This window comes from Verminephrobacter eiseniae EF01-2, from assembly GCF_000015565.1.
GTDB classification, from domain to species: Bacteria; Pseudomonadota; Gammaproteobacteria; order Burkholderiales; family Burkholderiaceae_C; genus Acidovorax; species Acidovorax eiseniae.
In genome coordinates this window covers 2,364,637-2,381,607 of sequence record NC_008786.1, presented here as the reverse complement: position 1 = coordinate 2,381,607, position 16,971 = coordinate 2,364,637, and the positions used below count along the sequence as shown (strand labels likewise).

Here is a 16,971-nt window from a genome sequence, read left to right as displayed (position 1 = left end):
CCATATCCGAAAAAATACCGGACCACGGAAACCGACTGTGAGCAAAACGGGCTACTTCACCCACCGCGATTGCAGCAAACACGAAATGGGCCCCGGCCACCCGGAATGCCCGGAACGGCTCGACGCCATCGCAGACCACTTGCTGGTCACCGGCGTGGCCGACGTGCTCGCGCACTACGAGGCCCCCGAGGCCGCGCTGGCCGACATCGAACGCGCCCACGACCACGGACATGTCGCCGCGTTGCGCGGCATGTCCGAGCGGCTGCGCCAAGAGCAGCAGGCGGGCGGGCCTGATTACGCGCGCATCGACCCCGACACCGCCCTGAACGCCCACACTTGGCAGGCCGCCCTGCGCGCCGCCGGCGCCGCGCTGGCCGCCACCGACGCCGTCATCGCGGGCGAGATCGACAACGCCTTTTGCGCCGTGCGCCCCCCGGGCCACCACGCCTGCCGTGACAAGGCCATGGGCTTTTGCTTTTTCAACAACATCGCCGTGGCGGCCAGACATGCAATGCAGCGCCACCAGATGCAGCGCGTGGCGGTGGTCGATTTCGATGTGCACCACGGCAACGGCACCGAGGACATCCTGGCCGGCGACCCCCGGGCGCTGATGGTCGGCATCTTCCAGCACCCGTTGTACCCCTACAGCGGCGTGCAGTCCCCGGCGCCGAACATGCTGAACCTGCCGGTGCCGGCGTACACACGCGGCATGGCCATCCGCGAGCTGATCGAGAGACTCTGGCTGCCCCGGCTGGAAGCCTTTCAACCCGAAATGATCTTTGTCAGCGCAGGCTTCGACGGCCACCGCGAAGACGACATGGGCCAGCTCGGCCTGAGCGAGCCAGACTACGCCTGGATCACCCGACACATCAAAGACATCGCACACCGCCACGCCCGGGGCCGCATCGTCTCCTGCCTGGAAGGCGGCTACGCCATGGGCCCGCTGGCGCGCAGCGTGGCGGCGCATCTGCGCGTGCTGGCCGACATTTGACGCGCGCCACGACGGGCACCAAGACACGCACCCGTTCCTCCGGCGCGGCCAGCGGCCATTGCCGCAACAGCCCGCGCCAGTGCCGAGCGCCGGCGCCAAAACGCAGCACGCGCCGCACCACGCACGCGCCTGATGCCGCCACAATCCCCCGGAACACGGTGCGTGGCTTGGCGGGTGTCATACATAGAGGCACAGGCCGGGTGGCCATAAGCACAGGCAATAGGTGTATCGGGCGCATCGGGCGTGGCGCGGCCAAGTAGGTTCCGGTGGCGCTTGGTGCAAGGCCACATCGGCGCCGGGGCAACACGCCGGGGTCGTCGCGCTGGGCCACCGATCGCGGCTTTCCGGCGCCTTCCATCCTTCCGGCCTCCCGGCCCTGTGGCGTCAAGCTGCGGCGCGGCATCGGCATAGAATGCCCCTGGTTTGCGTCCGTTCAACCCACCCTCTCCAGGAGTCACAGCAATGAAGGTCATGGTCCCTGTCAAACGGGTCGTCGACTACAACGTGAAGGTCCGCGTCAAATCGGACCACACGGGTGTGGACATCGCCAATGTGAAGATGAGCATGAATCCCTTTGACGAAATCGCCGTTGAAGAGGCCGTGCGCCTGAAGGAAAAGGGCTTGGTGACCGAGATCATCGCGGTCTCCTGCGGTGTCGCCCAGTGCCAGGAGACCCTGCGCACCGCGATGGCCATCGGCGCCGATCGGGCCATTCTGGTTCAGACCGATGTGCCGTTGCAGCCCTTGGCCGTGGCCAAGCTGTTGCAGGCCCTGGTCGCCAGGGAACAGCCGGCGCTGATCATCCTGGGCAAGCAGGCCATCGATGACGATGCCAACCAGACCGGCCAGATGCTGGCGGCCCTGGCCGATCTGCCGCAGGCCACCTGCGCCAGCAAGGTCGAACTGGCGCCCGACAGGCTGGAGGTGACCCGCGAAGTCGACGGCGGCCTGGAGACCCTGGCGTTGACGCTGCCTGCGGTCATCACCACCGACCTGCGCCTGAACGAGCCGCGCTACATTACCTTGCCCAACATCATGAAGGCCAAGAAGAAGCCGCTCGATACCGTCACGCCCGATGACCTGGGGGTGGATGTGGCGCCGCGCCTGACGACGCTGAAGGTGAGCGAGCCTGCCAAGCGCGGCGCCGGTGTCAAGGTGGCCGATGTGGCCGCCCTGGTCGAAAAACTCAGGAACGAAGCGAAGGTGATCTGAATGTCGGTACTCGTGATTGCTGAACATGACAACGCGTCGATCAGGGGCGCAACGCTCAACACCGTGACGGCCGCGCGGGCCTGCGCTGCCGGTGATGTGCATGTGCTGGTGGCCGGCCACAACGCCGGCGCTGCCGCTGCCGCTGCGGCGCAAATCGCCGGTGTGGCCAAGGTCCTGCACGCGGATGCCCCCGGTCTGGCGCATGGCCTGGCCGAGAACATGGCCGCGCAGGTGCTGGCCTTGCAAGGCGGTGGGGCGGGCAACTACAGCCATATCCTGTTTCCCGCCACCGCCAGCGGCAAGAACATCGCGCCGCGCGTCGCGGCCAAGCTCGATGTGGCCCAGATCAGCGACATCACCCAGGTGCTGAGCGCCGACACCTTCGAGCGCCCGATCTACGCCGGCAACGCGATGGCCACCGTGCAAAGCGCCGACAGCGTCAAGATCATCACCGTGCGCACGACAGGGTTCGACGCTGCTGCGGCCAGCGGCGGCACGGCGGCGGTGCAAACCATTGCCGCTGCGGCCGACTCTGGCAAGAGCCGCTTTGTCGGCAGTGAAATCGCCAAGAGCGAGCGCCCCGAACTGACCGCCGCGAAGATCATCGTCTCCGGCGGCCGCGCGCTGGGCAGCAAGGAGCAGTTCGACAGCGTGATAACCCCCCTGGCCGACAAGCTCGGTGCCGCACTGGGCGCCAGCCGCGCCGCAGTGGATGCGGGCTACGCGCCGAACGACTGGCAGGTGGGCCAGACGGGCAAGATCGTCGCGCCCGAACTGTATGTGGCGGTCGGCATCTCGGGCGCCATCCAGCATCTGGCCGGCATGAAGGACTCCAAGGTGATCGTGGCGATCAACAAAGACCCCGAGGCGCCGATCTTCAGCGTGGCCGACTATGGCCTGCAAGCCGACCTGTTCACCGCCGTGCCGGAACTGGTCGAGGCGCTGTAACGGCGGCCCTTTCCCCCGAAGCCTCGCCAGCGCCGACTCGTTGGCTCCCGGAGACAGCCATGAGCTACATCGCCCCTGTCAAGGACATGCTGTTCGCCATCGAGCACCTGGCCCGGATCGAGCAGATCGCACGACTGCCGGGCCTGGCCGATGCGGGCCTGGGCACGGCCCGGGCCGTGCTGCAAGAGTGCGCCAGATTCAGCCAGGGCGTTCTGTCGGCGCTGAACGCCGAAGGCGACAAGCACCCTGCGCGCTGGCAAGACGGCCAGGTCAGCACCAGCCCCGGCTTCAAATCCGCCTGGCGCCAGTACGCCGCAGGCGGCTGGCAGGGCCTGCAACACCCGGCCGAGTTTGGCGGCCAGGGCCTGCCCAAAACCATTGGCGCGGCCTGCATCGAGATGAGCAACGGCGCCAACCTGAGCTTTGCGCTGTGCCCGCTGCTGACCGATGCCGCCATCGAGGCGCTGCTGATCGCCGGCAGCGATGATCTGAAGACGTGCTACCTGGAAAAACTGGTCAGCGGCCAATGGACCGGCACCATGAACCTGACCGAGCCCCAGGCCGGCTCCGACCTGGCCTTGGTGCGCACACGCGCCGAGCCCCAAGCCGACGGCAGCTACAAGCTCTTTGGCACCAAGATTTTCATCACCTACGGCGAGCACGACATGGCCGAGAACATCGTGCACCTGGTGCTGGCCCGGGTGCCGGGCGCGCCCGAGGGCGTCAAGGGGCTGAGTCTGTTCGTTTGCCCGAAATTCCTGGTGCGCCAGGACGGCAGCCTGGGCGCGCGCAACGATGTGCACTGCGTCAGCATCGAGCACAAACTGGGCATCAAGGCCAGCCCCACGGCGGTGCTGCAGTTTGGCGCCGGCCCCGGTGTAGCTGGAGACAGCACCGGCCCCGGCGCTGTGAGCCACCTCGTCGGCCAGGAAAACCGGGGCCTCGAATACATGTTCATCATGATGAACGCCGCCCGCTACGCCGTGGGCATGCAGGGCATCGCGATCTCCGAGCGCGCCTACCAAAAGGCCGTGCAATACGCCCGGGAGCGCGTGCAAAGCCGCCCTGTGGACGGCAGTGGCAATGCCAGCATCGCGATCATCGGGCACCCCGATGTCCAGCGCATGCTGATGACCATGCGCGCCGGCATCGAAGGCTGCCGCGCGCTGGCCACCGTGGCGGCCGCTGCGTTCGACACTGCGCAGCACCATCCCGACGCGCAGATACGCCAGCACAACCGGGCCTGCTACGAGTTCATGGTGCCCCTGGTCAAGGGCTACTGCACCGAAACCAGCCTGGAGCTCACCTGCCTGGCATTGCAGGTGCATGGCGGCATGGGCTTCATCGAAGAGACCGGGGCGGCCCAGTATTACCGCGATGCCAGGATACTGACCATCTACGAAGGCACCACCGCCATCCAGGCCAACGATCTGGTGGGCCGCAAGACAGCGCGCGACGGCGGCCGGACGGCCCGGGACATCGCCGCGCAGATCGAAAGCACCGAGGCCGAATTGCTGGCCAGCGGCACCCCCGCTGCCCGTTCCATGGCCCGCCGCCTGACGGCGGCACGCCAGGCCCTGCTGGACGTGGTGGACTTTGTCGTCGCCGGCAGCCAGACGCAGCCCCGGGCGGTGTTTGCCGGCAGCTACTCCTACCTGATGCTGGCCGGCCATGTGCTGACCGGCTGGCAGTTGGCGCGCAGCCTGCTGGTGGCGCAAGAGCTATTGCGCAGCGGGCAGGAGCCGGCCTTCATGCGCGCAAAAATCAGCACCGCGCAATTCCATGCCGAACATATCCTGGTCAAGGCTGCGGGCCTGCGCGACAGCGTCGTCGAAGGCGCAGACAGCGTGACCGGGCTGGCGCCGGAAGACTTTTGACCATTCGGCGGCGCCCTCTGCGAGATTCTGCGGGGCCGATAGCCAACCGCAACGCACCATGAAAACGATAGCTGATGGCGCAGGCAAGACAAGCGCCAGAGGCTGTTTACCGATGTTCCCGTTCTCTGAAAGCCCTTGCCATGTCCACCTTGCCTGCCGTGCTGCAAAACCTGTCGCTACCCCTCATCGGCGCGCCGCTGTTCATCATCAGCAACCCACGGCTCGTGATCGAGCAATGCCAGGCCGGCATCGTCGGCGCCATGCCCGCGCTCAATGCCCGCCCGGTCGAGCAACTCGATGAGTGGCTGGCCGAGATCACCGAAACCCTGGCCGCCTACGACCGTGCCCACCCCGACCGGCCAGCCGCACCCTTTGCCATCAACCAGATCGTGCACAAGAGCAATGACCGGCTGGAGCACGACATGCAGGTCTGCGCCAAATACCGGGTGCCGATCGTCATCACCAGCCTGGGAGCGCGCGAAGACGTGAACCAGGCCGTGCACGGCTGGGGCGGCATCGTGCTGCACGACATCATCAACAACCGGTTTGCGCACAAGGCGATCGAAAAAGGCGCCGACGGCCTGATCGCCGTGGCCGCCGGCGCCGGCGGCCATGCGGGCACCAAGAGCCCGTTTGCGCTGATCCAGGAAATCCGCCAGTGGTTCGACGGCCCGCTCGCACTCTCGGGCGCAATCGCCTCGGGCGGGGCGGTGCTGGCCGCGCAGGCCATGGGGGCCGATCTGGCCTACATCGGCTCGGCCTTCATCGCCACCCACGAAGCGCGCGCCAGCGATGACTACAAGCAGGCCATCGTGGCTTGCAGCTCCGACGACATCATCTACAGCAACCTGTTCACCGGCGTGCATGGCAACTACCTGGCGCCATCGATCCGTGCTGCGGGCCTGGACCCGGAGCACCTGCCCGAGGCCGACCCGAGCAAGATGAATTTCAGCGGCGGCGCCAGAAAAGCCTGGAAGGACATCTGGGGCTGCGGACAAGGCATTGGCGGCATCGATGCCGTCACCAGCGCCGCCGACCTGGTGGCCCGACTGCGCCGCGAATATGCCGCCGCCCGCGCCCGCTTGATGTGAACCACCCCCGCCCGCAAACCCGGCGAACGGTTCGCGGCGCTGGGCGCAGGCAGCGGTTTTCCGAAATGATGGTTTGCAAAAATATGCGCCGGCCATTCATCATGCGTTGCCCCATACCTTTATTCCCGCTGCTCAAAGACCCCGGGCAATCAAACGACTGATCACCGGGTGGTATTTTTCCCCCAGGCCCGCCTCGATCGCTTGCGCGAACCACCGATCGACGACACGGGCCGAGCGCGCATCGACCCCGGTGTCATCGGCCAGTTGAAGCGCATATTGCAAATCCTTGCGGGCGTAGTGCACCGAGAAAGCACGCTCGGGAAACTCACCGGGAAGCACCGCTTTCATGCCGTGGTTTCTCAGCGCAAAGCTGTCTGCCGAACCATTGGCCAAGGTATCGAACAAAACGCTCGCATCGACGCCCGCCTTTTCGCCGATGGCTTTTGCCTCGCTGATGGCCACCACCGTCTCGAAAAGAATCATGTTGTTCAGTATCTTCAGCACCTGACCACATCCGACGGGGCCGCATAAAGCGATGTCGGAGGCGAAAGTTGCGATCAGCGGCTCGATCACCCCGAACAGCTCGGGGTCGGCCCCGACCATGACGGCCAACGTGCCCGCTTGCGCAGCGGCCCGGGTTCGCGCCACCGGGGCATCAGCGAATTTCGCTTGCCTGGCGGCAAATTCGGCCGCGAGTTGCCTGGTGCCATCCACCGACGAAGTACCCAGATCGACCACGATATGCCCGGGGCGGGCGGACGCAAGCAAACCGTCTTGCTGGCGACAAAGTTGCGCAACGATCGCGCCGGAGGGCAGCGAGAGAAATACCGTGTCAGATTGGGCCATCACGGCCGAGGCACTGCCCTGCCCTTGCACGCCATCGGCCGCCAAACGCTGCAATGGCGCGGCGTCGAGATCAAACGCCAAAACCTGTGCGCCGGATTTGCGCGCGAGATTGCGGCAAATGGGCTCGCCCATGACGCCCAAACCGATGAATCCGATCACTTGTGCCTTTTTGCTGCCCATTTTTCACTCCATTGCGTTTTCAAGCCATGCCGAAGTAAATGCTCTTGGGCTGCTGATAAAGCCTCATGCCGGCAATGCCCTTTTCCCTGCCGATGCCGCTGTCCTTGAAACCGCCGAACGGGCTTGCAACCGATAGCTGTTTGTAGGTATTGATCCAGACCGTCCCCGCGTCAAGCGCCCGCGCAACACGCCATGCCCGCTGATAATCGGCAGTCCAGATGCCGGCGGCAAGGCCAAAGGCCGTGCCATTGGCCTGTGCGATCAGGTCTTCTTCGTTCCCGAACGTCAGCACACACAAAACCGGGCCAAAGATTTCCTGCTGGGCAATCCGCGCGCGGTTGTCGATTCCAGCAATGATGGTCGGCAGGTAATAAGCCCCGTTGGCAAGCGCACAGGCATCCGGGCGCGTGCCGCCGGCAAGAATGCTGGCTCCTGCGGCCCGGGCCTCGTCGACCATTGCCTGCACCTTGTCACGCTGCGCGAAGGTGGCCAAGGGGCCCATTTCGGCGCCAGGCGCGTCGGGCAAATCAACGCGCAGCGAGCGCGCCCGCTCCAGCAGTTTCTTGAGCACGACGTGATGAATGGATGCATGCACGAATAACCGGGAGCCGGCCACACATGATTGCCCGCTTCCTTCAAAAATGCCTTCCGCGACAGCCGCCACTGCGGCATCGACATCGGCATCCTCGAACAGGATATGGGGTGATTTACCGCCCAACTCCAGCGCCACCGGCATCAGTTTTCTGGCGGCTATTTCACCGATCCGCCTGCCACTTTCGGTTCCCCCGGTAAAGGACACCATCCGCACCAAAGGATGGGCGACCAGCGCAGCACCCGCACCCTGCCCGGTGCCCGGCAGGACATTCAGGATTCCCTCGGGCAACCCCGCTTGCAACGCAATGCGCGCAACCGCCAGTCCGGTGGAAGGCGTGACCTCGGATGGCTTGAGGATGACGGCGTTGCCGGCCGCCAGGGCGGGCGCCATTTTTTGCGCCTCCATGGTCATCGGCGAATTCCACGGTGTAATGGCCGCCACGACCCCATAGGGTTCGTGGAGCGTCATCGACAGGTAATTACCGCGTGCCGGCGTTACTTCGGAGCCGGTGACCTCGCACACGCCAGCGTAATAACGGAACGTCGCAGCCGCACTCTGTACCTGCCGGCGGCACTCACTCCAAACCTTGCCGTTTTCCTGCATTTGCAGCCTTGCGAGCATGGCGCCGTCGCGCTCGATGCCATCCGCAATGCCGAGCAAAATACGGGCACGCTGCATCGGCAGCATTTCGCGCCATCCACGGTCCGCGCAGGCCGAGGCGGCGTTGCGCACCGCAAAATCCACCGTTTCAGGACCTGCTGCGGCCACTTCGTAATTCGTCTGCCCCGTCGCAGGGTTGATCGATAGCAAAGGCGCGATTCCGGCTTCGCACGGAACGTCGGCGCCGGCAATCAGCATTGGTTTGGGTTCCGGCATTTTCATTTTCTCCGCCGATCTTCATGTAACGATGGCCGCCTGGTCAGCCGCAATGGTCGAGCCGGCCTGGCTGCCGCCGCTCGACACAGTAGCGCAACAAGGCAGCGCTGCGGAAAACGCCATGCGCGAATTTTCCATAGGGCAAGGTGGCAAACAAAGCCATGACAGCGGCCAAGTGCAGGCACAACACCATGGGCAGCGCCTGAGTCCCGCGACACAGCCAGAGCGCAAAACCACTGGCACTGACCAGGAACAGCAGGGCAATGAATCCTTGGTCCATCGGTTTCTGGGCCTGGTCGCCATGCAGCGGGTGGCGCCTGAGTTTCAACCAGCACAAACCGGTCGTGCCAATGAGCAAACCGAAACCGCCTGCGACCCCGAGAATTTTTGGCAGGCTCGGCCAATCGTAGGGGGCTGCCAGGCCGAGGAAATAGTGGTATATCGTTGCGACGCTGGTGGCGGCAAAACACAGCAAAAACCCGTAGAAAGTGCAATGATGAAAGCGCCGGCGCGCCAGCGTATGCGCGTCATCTTCATCGTGACAGCCAGCGCCATGGCCGCCATCGAGGTATTTCAGGCGTAAAACGGCATCGGCGGCCTGTGCTGCCGCCGGGCGCGTCAGCGGCGCGCCACTGGTGGCAACGGTGATGTCGCGCAAAAATCTGCGCACCCCGATAGCCAAGGCCAGGCTCGCAAACAAGAACACCGGAACAAACAGCAGCACCAGGATGCCGTGCGGGAAAATGTCGTAAAAATCAGCGCCCATGCTCATCTTCCATGGAGCGCCGTTGGCGAGCACTGCCAGAAACAGAAAAAAGGCCAAGAAAAATACCAGCACCAAAGAAATGCCCAGACCGTTGTGCTGGTAGAGCTTGCCCAGCGCCGATGGCCAGGCATAGTCCGCATAGGTCTGGACCCGCACGCGCGCCATGGCCCGGGGCACGTTGATGGCAAACTCGTGCGGCGGTGCGTACTGGCATGCATGCAGGCAAGCGCCACAGTCGTGGCACAGGTTGGCCAGGAAGTGGATATCGGCTTTTCCGAATTCCAGCCGGCGGGTCATCGCCGGGAATACGGCACAAAATCCTTCGCAATAGCGGCAGGCGTTGCAAATCTGCATCTGACGCGCCACTTCGGTTTCAGCCAGGCTCGGCACGATATTCCCGTTCGCCAAATCCCGCGCCGTGCGCGTCAGCGCATCAAGCACCTGCATGGCCGAAGCCCTTTTTCAGTGACGCGCGTGCTGCATTGGCGCCGGCGATCCGGCCAAATGCCGTGCCGATCGACATGCCAACGCCCGCCGTATACCCTTTGCCGAGTACGTTTCCGGCCATCATTTCGCCGGCCACGAACAAGTTTTCGCTGGGCCTGTTGGCAAAACGAACCGCTGCGGTTTCATCCGTGCGCAGGCCCAGATAGGTAAAGGTCACCCCCGGCTTGAGCGCATAACCGAAAAAAGGCGCGTCAGTGATGGGCCGCGCCCAATGTGTTTTGGCCGGGCTGATGCCCTCGGTATGGCAATCGTCAAGCACGGTGTGGTCAAAGTTGCCCGCTCGGCAAGCCGCGTTGTAGTCATCGAGGGTGCGCATGAAGGCAGCGGCGTCCAGCCCGAGCTTTTGCGCCAATTCCCGCAATGTGTTTGCGACGACGCCGGGAAAGACCGCCGGCATGAAATGCCCGACGGCCTTGGCATCGATGATCGCGTAGCCCATTTGTCCAGGCTGCCGGGCCACCAGCCGCCCCCAAATGGCGTAGCGCTTGGGCCAGAAATCCTCGCCCTCGTCATGAAACCGTTGCGCATCCCGGTTCAGCACGACACCGAGCGAAACGCAGTCGATGCGTGTGCATATTCCGCCGTCATACAAAGGGGCCCGCGCGTCGATGGCCACCATATGCGCTTGCGTCGGATCCCCGATGCGATCGGCGCCATGCTCATCGAGCATGTGCCGCAGCAGCACGCCTTGGTTGTACCTCGTGCCCCGGATCAGGAAATTGTCCGTCGGCCATTCTCCGCGTTCATTTTGCCCCCAGGCTTGGCGCAACCATTCCCGGTTCGACTCGAATCCACCGGCGGCAAGGACACAGGCCTTGGCGGTAATGCGTTCGCCGTTGACATGGGCCGCGACAAACCGGCCCTGCTGCCCGATTTCCAGCCGATCGACCGGCGCCCCGTAGCGGATGGTGACACCCAGGCGCTGCGCGCTGCGGTAATAGGCATTCAGCAAGGCTTTGCCACCCCCCATGAAAAAGGCGTTCGTGCGGGCCACATGCAGGGCGCCCGAGAGCGGGGGCTGGAAATGAACGCCATGCGCGCGCATCCAATCCCGGCAGGTGGCGGATGCCCGAATGGTCAGACGTGCCAGGCGCTCATCGGTCGACCCGCCGGTGACTTTCAGGAGATCCTGCCAGTATTCCTCTTGCGGGTATGCATCGACGAGAACATCCTGCGGCGCATCATGCATGCAGCGCAGGTTGCGCGTGTGCCCTGAATTTCCTCCGCGCCATTCCTTTGGCGCAGCCTCCAGCAGCAAAACACCAGCGCCCGCTTCGCGCGCCATCAAAGCGGCACACAGCGCCGCATTTCCGCCACCGATGACCACAACGTCATGCTCCAAAACAAGCTCTCCTGCGGTACTTTGGCACGCCCGGGCCAAGCCCCCGCCGGTGCCAATGTAGTGACAAGCATGGTTGCAGCCCAGCCCACGAATGGCATGGGGACATCATTTATCGTGATGCCTCGTATGCCTCACGATGACTACAGGCATCACTGCGGTTTTCACCCGGCCCTAGTGTCGCGTCACCGATCATCTGTCGGTCTGCGCTGGCCATCGAAGCGCATCGCGGCGTTGCATCGCTTGCCAATACAGCTCGGTATGGGCAAGCGATGCGCCTTGCGCTGCGCTCCGATGGCTGCGCGCAGCCTACGACATCTGATCCGTGACGCGACCCTGGCACGAAACACATCGATTTCATTTTGCACAGCTATTTGCGGGACGGCATACGAGGGGTAACCCCTGGCCAACTGCCGTTTTCGATCAATGCCCTGACGGCATCGCTGATCACCATCCGTGTCGCGATCGCAGCCGAAGACAGTTCTGCCTCGGGAAGGCTGCACAGGGTATTGGTGCGGCGCACTTCATTTTCGTCGATCCGGGCCCACTGAAAGCGCTGATCGGCATCGGGAAAACGGCCGACGGCTGCGCGCGGCTGAAGTGTGCAGCCCAAGCCGGCATCGACAGCGGCCATGAGCATGGACAGTGAATCGACCTCGAGAACCACGTTGGGAACGACCCCGGATCGGGCAAAAGCCGCATCCAGGGTGCTGCGCAAACCATGGGGGCCTGTGGGCAATATCAACGGCTCCTGCGCAATGTCGTTCAGGGTCGGCGTGGAAGGTATTTTCCCCGGACGCATATACCGCTCGCGGGCGCAAATGAGAAAGATATCCTCATCCATCAGCGGCTGTATCTGCCAGAGCCGGCGACCTGGTTCACCGGGGCCAGCCGGTGTGCGACGGTCAAACAAAATGGCCATATCCAGGGTTCTTGAATTGAGCATGGCCGCAAGGTGGCCCGACAGTCCTTCGACCAAATGCAGTCGAACGTCCGGATAGCGCTCGCGCATGGCCCGCATCAGCGGCAGCCCCAGCATTGCGGCCGTCGTGGGGGCCAGGCCCACGCTGACCGTCCCGGAAAGTCTCGCCTGCCGGGCCACGCGAACCGCTTGATCTGCATGCCTCAACGTGAGCTGGGCTTCCCGAAAAAATGCCACCCCGGCCTCGGTGGCGACGACGCCGCGCGATGTGCGCCGCAGCAGGCGCGTGCTCAGTTCGCCCTCCAGCCGACTGACCTGCTGGCTCAAGGCTGACTGGACCATATCCAGATCGAGTGCCGCACGGCCCATGGAGCCCAACTCCACGATGCGCACGAAGTAACGCAATTGACGCAATTCCATCGCGGGTCGCAGCTTGAAAATTCAGCAGGCCATTTTGCCGGCAGATGGCGCAGGCCGGTGCTGCCCGCCAGCCCGGCCGGAAAGGATTGGCAGATGGCTATTCAAATAACCCCGGTCATCCTGACTTCTGCCAGGTGCCGCTTCATGTCTTGCACGTCACGCAAATGCCCGGCGCCGCGTTGGATTGCGACACTGATCGCGAGTATGTCCATCACCACCAGCGCCGCCAGTCGGGATATCGTGGGGGTGTAGATATTGGTGTTCTCCAAGGTTTCGGCAATGATCGAAATATCGGCATACCGGGTGATCGGACTCCTGGAGCCGGTGATGACCACCACCGACGCCCCCCGCTCCTTCACGGTGCGCACGACTTCGATCAATGAGCGGGTCGATCCGGTGTTGGAGATGGCAACCACGGCATCTTCAGGGTTCAGCATCGAGGCCGCAATCAGTTGCTGGTGCGAGTCCTGGTGTGCGATGCAGGGAACGCCGAACAGGGGGAATTTTTGCTGCGCATCCAGTGCCACGATGCCCGATGCGCCGAAGCCAAAAAATTCGATGCGCCTGGCCTTGAGCAAAAGCGCGACCGCTTTTGCAATGGCGTCCTGGTCCAGCTTTTTCCGCGTCCAGTCCAGACTGGTAATGGTGTGGTCAAAAATCTTGGTGGCGACGGTTTGCGGAGAGTCCTTTTCACGCAATTCGGAATGCGCCAGTGGCGCCCCCAAGGCCAGGCTCTGGACGAGGCGCAGCTTGAGCTGGGTAAATCCATCACAACCGACGGTATTGCAAAACCGCAAAACCGTCGGTTCGCTGACGCCGGCACGGGCGCTCAAATCGGCCAGGCTCGCTTGCGCTATCGCGGCGGGGTCGTGCAAAACGGCTTGCGCCACGTTCAGACTGCCGCGCTTGAGCGTTGGCCGGATGCGCTCTATCAGTGCCAGGATGTTTTCTTCTGCCATGGGGTGGCGCTTGGCTCGATGGGATGATGGGATGGTTTGGATGATAGTGGTCTGGTCGCGGCCTGGTGGCGCCGCATGGTGCGCAAAGAAAGGCTAGTGTCGCGTCACCGATCATCTGTCGGTCTGCGCTGGCCATCGAAGCGCATCGCGGCGTTGCATCGCTTGCCAATACAGCTCGGTATGGGCAAGCGCTGCGCTCCGATGGCTGCGCGCAGCCTACGACATCTGACCGGTGACGCGACACTAGCAATCCAGCAGTTTGCCGGGGTTGAGCAGATTGTCCGGATCGATGGCGCGTTTGATGGCCCGCATCACGTCGATTTCAATCGCCGAGCGGGTCAGACCCAGCACCGGCTTGCGCTTCAAGCCGATTCCATGCTCTGCAGACACCGATCCTGCCCATTGGCCCGTGATGCCATACACCACGGACTGCACTTCGGCCATGCTGCCGGCGGGCCAGTCCGGCTCCTGCACCACGATATGGATATTGCCATCGCCCAAATGCCCATATATCAGCACGGTGGCCTTGGGCCAGCGCTCGCGCAGCGCCGCTTCGCAGTGCGCGATCGCGGCCTCGACATCAGAGATGGCAAAGCTGATATCGAATGAGACGCGCCCCGGGAGGATGCGCTGGTATTCTCCCGGCGCGTCACGGATGGCCCAAAATGCCAGTGCATCGGCATCAGATCCGGCAATGGCGGCATCTTGCAGCAATCCGTCTGCCATGCATTTGGCCAGAAAACACTCGAACGCCTGGTTTTGCCGCTCTGCATCGGCCCCGCTGCTTTCCAGCAGCAGATAAAAGGCGTGGCGCCGCGCCAGTGGCGCACGCAGATGCGGCAGGCGCTCGAGCACAAAGTGGTAGTAGCCCGGCCACATGACCTCGAAGGCCGAGACCCCGGCAGGAAGCTCCGACTGGGCCCGGGTCAGCAGTTGAATGACGGCGGCAAAGTCGGGGACGCCGCAAAACGCGGTGGAGACCGCCGTCGGCTTGGGACGCAGTTTCAGCACCGCCTTGGTAATCACGCCCAGCGTGCCTTCGCTGCCGATGAACAGGTGGCGCAAGTCATAGCCGGTGTTGTTCTTGATCATCCGGTGGCGGCCGCCCAGCACCTGCCCGCCGGGTAGCACCACCTCGATGTCCAGTACCTGGTCGCGGGCCATGCCGTACTTGATGACGCGGTTGCCGCCCGCGTTGGTGGCAAGGTTGCCGCCTATGCTGCAACTGCCGCGCGCGCCCAAATCCAGCGGGAACATCGCGCCCGCCGCCTCTGCGGCCTGCTGAACCATTTGCAACGGCGTGCCGGCCAGCACCGTCATCGTCGACGCCTGCATGTCGATGGATTCGATCCCGCGCATGCGCTCCATCGACAGGGCAATCTCGCCGCCCCTGAGACAGGCGCCGCCAGACAGTCCGGTCAAACCGCCTTGCGTGACGATCGGCTGCCGGTGCTCACTGCAAATGCGCAGCGCCTGCGCAATCTGCGCCGTGGACACAGGGCGCAGCAGCGCAATCGGTTCTGCGCAGGCCATGCGACTGGCGTCGGCATGCTGGCGGTTGCCGAAGTCGGCCGGAAGTTGCACGACTTGCGCACCCAAGGCATGCAGCAAGGCTTGAACGGCCCGAGGGTGCCCGGGGGTGATGGCAGGGGTCATGGGGGTGAAAGCCAAGGAAACGACTGGTTGCCGGTAACGTTAGTCTAGCAAATGACTGTAGATAGCATAAGGAACGATGATTCAAGGGTATTCCCCAATTTTTCGGCAGAACGTTGTATTTATCATTTGCACAACTAACGTTCATTGAAAGAACAGGTGTCGGATGGAGTGGATGGAACCAAGATCTTTTGCCGTCGATGTCCCGGCCGGTTCGATGCGCGGGGGCGGGTCCTGCTACCAAAAAAGGCTCAAAGACATGGCCGGGCAATACGCGAATGCGGCTGTGTTTGCCCAGATGGCGGCGGCATCCGCCGATGCCGTCGTCTACGAGGTCACCGACCATAGGCCGAGCCAGCGCGCGGGCGACCTGATCACGGGTGTGACGCGGATGTCGCCGGGCGATGTCGCCGGCGAGTACTTCATGACCCGGGGCCACCTCCACGGTGTCGCAGACCGGCCCGAAATGTACTTCTGCCTGGCCGGCAAAGGCGTAATGCTGATGGAGGCCCCCGATGGGCAAACCCGGGTGCTGGAAATGACGGCCAACACCATCTGCTACGTGCCGCCCTGCTGGATTCACCGCTCGGTCAACGTCGGCCCGACGGACTTCGTCACCCTGTTTTGCTACCCCGCAGATTCCGGTCAGGACTACGACATCATTGCCCGCTCCAACGGCATGCGCCTGCGGGTGATGAAGACCGCCGGCGCTGGCTGGGAAACCATCGCCAACGCTGGTTACCAGCCGCGCGCGCAATCCTCGGGGCGGGCGCGCGTATGAACCTGGCTGCGGCAACCTGCCCGACCCTGTACTTCATTGGCGTGAGCACCCGGCAAAGCTCGATCATGAAGGTGTTTCCGGACTGGGCTGCGCACCTGGGTCTGCGCAATGTGGCCATCGCGGGCATCGATTTTCCTTTGCATGCACCGCCTGCGGACTACCGCGCCGTGGTGCGCTTCATCAAGGATGACCCGCTCTCGCTGGGCGCGCTGGTGACCACGCACAAGATCGATCTGTACGCCGCCTGCGCGGATCTGTTCGATGTGGTGGATGCGCATGCCCGGCGCCTGGCCGAGACCAGTTGCCTGTCCAAATCCGGCGGCCAGTTCGTCTGCCACGCCAAAGACCCTGTCACTGCGGGCCTGGCGCTGGACCACTTCATTCCTGCCGGCCACTTTGCCAGGACAGGGGCCGAGGTATTTGCCATCGGCGCCGGCGGATCGACGCTTGCGCTGACCTGGCATTTGATGCAGGCCAGTCGCGGCGCGGACCGCCCGGCGCGGGTGCTGGTGACCGACCGCTGCGCGCGCCGTCTGCATGACATCGAGCGCCTGCACCGGTCTTGGGCCACCGGCATTCGCTGCGAATACATGCTGGCGCAGACCGCCGCCGACAACGACGCCGTGCTGCAAGGTCTGCGCCCCGCCGCGCTGGTGGTCAACGCCAGCGGCATGGGCAAGGACCGGCCAGGCTCGCCGCTGACGGATGCCTGCCCGTTTCCCGAGGCGGCCTTGGTGTGGGAGCTCAATTACCGTGGCGAGCTGTCTTTTTTGCAGCAAGCCAGGCGCCAGGCGCAAGAGCGCCGCTTGCAGGTCGAAGACGGCTGGCTTTACTTCATCTACGGCTGGAGCCGGGTGCTTGCCGAAGTCTTCCACATCGAGGTTCCGGTCAGCGGCCCGGGGTTCCGGCAACTGTGCCGCATTGCGCAGCAGGCCGGGCAACCGGCGCCGCCATGATCCCTGGCCCGCAGGCCCGTCATTCGCCCCCCAGTCAGACAAGGAGACAAAG

General features: G+C 63.9%; 15 protein-coding genes. 8 read left to right on the top strand and 7 right to left on the bottom strand.

What is annotated here, in order from left to right:
* The first annotated feature begins 37 nt into the window (after nucleotides 1-37).
* From VEIS_RS10240 to VEIS_RS10220, 5 genes are all read left to right on the top strand, one after another.
* Nucleotides 38-991, top strand: a complete 954-nt coding sequence (locus tag VEIS_RS10240; RefSeq protein ID WP_011809851.1) for a histone deacetylase family protein — start codon at nucleotides 38-40, stop codon at nucleotides 989-991.
* Between the two features lie 462 nt (nucleotides 992-1,453).
* Nucleotides 1,454-2,203, top strand: coding sequence for an electron transfer flavoprotein subunit beta/FixA family protein (locus VEIS_RS10235; protein ID WP_011809849.1), 750 nt, complete (start codon nucleotides 1,454-1,456; stop codon nucleotides 2,201-2,203).
* Complete coding sequence (locus tag VEIS_RS10230) at nucleotides 2,204-3,151, top strand: electron transfer flavoprotein subunit alpha/FixB family protein (RefSeq protein WP_011809848.1); 948 nt, start codon at nucleotides 2,204-2,206, stop codon at nucleotides 3,149-3,151.
* Between the two features lie 59 nt (nucleotides 3,152-3,210).
* Nucleotides 3,211-5,028 (top strand): acyl-CoA dehydrogenase, encoded by a 1,818-nt coding sequence (locus VEIS_RS10225; RefSeq protein ID WP_011809847.1) that lies wholly within the window; start codon nucleotides 3,211-3,213, stop codon nucleotides 5,026-5,028.
* Nucleotides 5,029-5,168: 140 nt separating this feature from the next.
* Nucleotides 5,169-6,119, top strand: coding sequence for an NAD(P)H-dependent flavin oxidoreductase (locus VEIS_RS10220; protein ID WP_041949952.1), 951 nt, complete (start codon nucleotides 5,169-5,171; stop codon nucleotides 6,117-6,119).
* A 132-nt stretch (nucleotides 6,120-6,251) separates the two neighbouring features.
* Here VEIS_RS10220 and VEIS_RS10215 read toward each other — a convergent pair whose 3' ends face one another.
* Genes VEIS_RS10215 through tcuA form a run of 4 tightly spaced genes read right to left on the bottom strand, consistent with a single transcriptional unit; the run spans nucleotide 6,252 to nucleotide 11,231 of the window.
* The gene (locus VEIS_RS10215; RefSeq protein ID WP_011809845.1) at nucleotides 6,252-7,145 is read right to left on the bottom strand and encodes an NAD(P)-dependent oxidoreductase; all 894 of its coding nucleotides are present in this window, start codon (nucleotides 7,143-7,145) and stop codon (nucleotides 6,252-6,254) included.
* Nucleotides 7,146-7,164: 19 nt separating this feature from the next.
* Entirely contained in the window at nucleotides 7,165-8,616 is a 1,452-nt protein-coding gene (locus tag VEIS_RS10210; RefSeq protein WP_011809844.1) for an aldehyde dehydrogenase, read from the bottom strand.
* A 43-nt stretch (nucleotides 8,617-8,659) separates the two neighbouring features.
* Complete coding sequence (gene tcuB, locus VEIS_RS10205; protein ID WP_011809843.1) at nucleotides 8,660-9,829, bottom strand: tricarballylate utilization 4Fe-4S protein TcuB; 1,170 nt, start codon at nucleotides 9,827-9,829, stop codon at nucleotides 8,660-8,662.
* Nucleotides 9,816-11,231, bottom strand: a complete 1,416-nt coding sequence (tcuA, locus tag VEIS_RS10200; RefSeq protein ID WP_011809842.1) for an FAD-dependent tricarballylate dehydrogenase TcuA — start codon at nucleotides 11,229-11,231, stop codon at nucleotides 9,816-9,818. Before tcuA ends, tcuB begins: the two co-directional genes overlap by 14 nt.
* A gap of 174 nt (nucleotides 11,232-11,405) precedes the next feature.
* On the opposite strand from tcuA, the gene VEIS_RS28565 reads away from it, so the two are divergent.
* Nucleotides 11,406-11,627 (top strand): hypothetical protein, encoded by a 222-nt coding sequence (locus VEIS_RS28565; RefSeq protein ID WP_157048464.1) that lies wholly within the window; start codon nucleotides 11,406-11,408, stop codon nucleotides 11,625-11,627.
* Here the strand turns inward: VEIS_RS28565 and VEIS_RS10195 are convergent.
* From VEIS_RS10195 to VEIS_RS10185, 3 genes are all read right to left on the bottom strand, one after another.
* Nucleotides 11,599-12,570: a LysR substrate-binding domain-containing protein gene (locus VEIS_RS10195; protein ID WP_011809840.1), complete on the bottom strand. Its 972-nt coding sequence runs from the start codon at nucleotides 12,568-12,570 to the stop codon at nucleotides 11,599-11,601. The two genes, VEIS_RS28565 and VEIS_RS10195, sit on opposite strands and share 29 nt — an antisense overlap.
* Nucleotides 12,571-12,671: 101 nt before the next feature.
* Nucleotides 12,672-13,529 (bottom strand): MurR/RpiR family transcriptional regulator, encoded by an 858-nt coding sequence (locus VEIS_RS10190; protein WP_011809839.1) that lies wholly within the window; start codon nucleotides 13,527-13,529, stop codon nucleotides 12,672-12,674.
* Between the two features lie 243 nt (nucleotides 13,530-13,772).
* Entirely contained in the window at nucleotides 13,773-15,185 is a 1,413-nt protein-coding gene (locus VEIS_RS10185) for an FAD-binding oxidoreductase (RefSeq protein ID WP_011809838.1), read from the bottom strand.
* A 163-nt stretch (nucleotides 15,186-15,348) separates the two neighbouring features.
* Here VEIS_RS10185 and VEIS_RS10180 point away from each other — a divergent pair, with 163 nt between their 5' ends.
* Together VEIS_RS10180 and VEIS_RS10175 are read left to right on the top strand one after the other, a co-directional pair.
* Nucleotides 15,349-15,963, top strand: a complete 615-nt coding sequence (locus tag VEIS_RS10180; RefSeq protein ID WP_011809837.1) for a glucose-6-phosphate isomerase — start codon at nucleotides 15,349-15,351, stop codon at nucleotides 15,961-15,963.
* Nucleotides 15,960-16,919, top strand: coding sequence for a hypothetical protein (locus VEIS_RS10175; RefSeq protein ID WP_011809836.1), 960 nt, complete (start codon nucleotides 15,960-15,962; stop codon nucleotides 16,917-16,919). The genes VEIS_RS10180 and VEIS_RS10175 overlap by 4 nt, the downstream gene beginning before the upstream one ends.
* The last annotated feature ends 52 nt before the right edge of the window (nucleotides 16,920-16,971 follow it).

What these genes read in the sequence shown, in the direction of transcription:
- tcuB (WP_011809843.1), bottom strand. Translation starts at nt 9,829, where the DNA reads ATGCAGGTGCTTGATGCGCTGACGCGCACGGCGCGGGATTTGGCGAAC.
- VEIS_RS10190 (WP_011809839.1), bottom strand. Translation starts at nt 13,529, where the DNA reads ATGGCAGAAGAAAACATCCTGGCACTGATAGAGCGCATCCGGCCAACG.
- VEIS_RS10230 (WP_011809848.1), top strand. Translation starts at nt 2,204, where the DNA reads ATGTCGGTACTCGTGATTGCTGAACATGACAACGCGTCGATCAGGGGC.
- VEIS_RS10175 (WP_011809836.1), top strand. Translation starts at nt 15,960, where the DNA reads ATGAACCTGGCTGCGGCAACCTGCCCGACCCTGTACTTCATTGGCGTG.
- VEIS_RS10180 (WP_011809837.1), top strand. Translation starts at nt 15,349, where the DNA reads ATGGAGTGGATGGAACCAAGATCTTTTGCCGTCGATGTCCCGGCCGGT.
- VEIS_RS10225 (WP_011809847.1), top strand. Translation starts at nt 3,211, where the DNA reads ATGAGCTACATCGCCCCTGTCAAGGACATGCTGTTCGCCATCGAGCAC.
- VEIS_RS10185 (WP_011809838.1), bottom strand. Translation starts at nt 15,185, where the DNA reads ATGACCCCTGCCATCACCCCCGGGCACCCTCGGGCCGTTCAAGCCTTG.
- VEIS_RS10220 (WP_041949952.1), top strand. Translation starts at nt 5,169, where the DNA reads ATGTCCACCTTGCCTGCCGTGCTGCAAAACCTGTCGCTACCCCTCATC.
- VEIS_RS10210 (WP_011809844.1), bottom strand. Translation starts at nt 8,616, where the DNA reads ATGCCGGAACCCAAACCAATGCTGATTGCCGGCGCCGACGTTCCGTGC.
- VEIS_RS10195 (WP_011809840.1), bottom strand. Translation starts at nt 12,570, where the DNA reads ATGGAATTGCGTCAATTGCGTTACTTCGTGCGCATCGTGGAGTTGGGC.
- VEIS_RS10215 (WP_011809845.1), bottom strand. Translation starts at nt 7,145, where the DNA reads ATGGGCAGCAAAAAGGCACAAGTGATCGGATTCATCGGTTTGGGCGTC.
- VEIS_RS10235 (WP_011809849.1), top strand. Translation starts at nt 1,454, where the DNA reads ATGAAGGTCATGGTCCCTGTCAAACGGGTCGTCGACTACAACGTGAAG.